This is a genomic window from Cecembia lonarensis LW9 (assembly GCF_000298295.1).
Classification (GTDB): Bacteria; Bacteroidota; Bacteroidia; order Cytophagales; family Cyclobacteriaceae; genus Cecembia; species Cecembia lonarensis.
In genome coordinates this window covers 1-647 of sequence record NZ_AMGM01000307.1, presented here as the reverse complement: position 1 = coordinate 647, position 647 = coordinate 1, and the positions used below count along the sequence as shown (strand labels likewise).

The window sequence follows — 647 nt, the reverse complement described above, 5'->3', positions numbered from 1 at the left end:
ACTTGGCTCTTTGTTCCTGATTCCTCATTCTTCACTCTTCATTTTCAGATATCTAAGACTTCCTGGTGAATAGGGCTACAATCGCACTGGTGACAACTCCTGCCACTGGAGCAAAAAGGGTGCTCTGCATCAGGTAACTGTTAAAATTAAAGAAGGCTTCAGCTTCCATTTGGTTCATTTTACCTTGGCTGACACTGTATTCAATCATGTTGTCAAAATATTCCGGACTGATCCAATAGGAAGTGATGTATTGGGTAATGGGAGTGAGTAAGGTAACAAAGAGGGAAATCCAAATCCCAGTGACAAATCCCTGCAGATAGGTCATTTTTCCATGGTAGAAATTTTTCCTTTTATCCAACAGTGCCAATGCATAGATCAAAAAGGCCAAAATGGCCACTCCATTGGTGAAGATGGCATGTTTGTCAATATGGGCATCATGCAGCCCTGTAAGTTTCTCCATAAGCATCCAGGAGAGCTGCATCAGCACAAAGATCAGCGCCCATTTGATTTCTATTTTTAAGTTTTTCATAGTGGGGTTGGGTATTATTCCCAATATAGATAGCATTTAAATCAATGTAATCCAATAAATGATTTGACAACTATGTTTAAAATTATTAACTAAAAACTTGCTATTTATTTATTTATTT

General features: G+C 37.9%; 1 protein-coding gene. It reads right to left on the bottom strand.

Going from position 1 to position 647, the window contains the following annotated elements:
• Window positions 1–52 precede the first annotated feature (52 nt).
• Window positions 53–529, bottom strand: a complete 477-nt coding sequence (locus B879_RS21455) for a DUF4199 domain-containing protein (RefSeq protein ID WP_009187252.1) — start codon at window positions 527–529, stop codon at window positions 53–55.
• Window positions 530–647: the final 118 nt, after the last annotated feature.

Bases quoted from the DNA above. Each gene is read 5' to 3' on its own strand.
- B879_RS21455 (WP_009187252.1), bottom strand. From the start codon at position 529: ATGAAAAACTTAAAAATAGAAATCAAATGGGCGCTGATCTTTGTGCTG.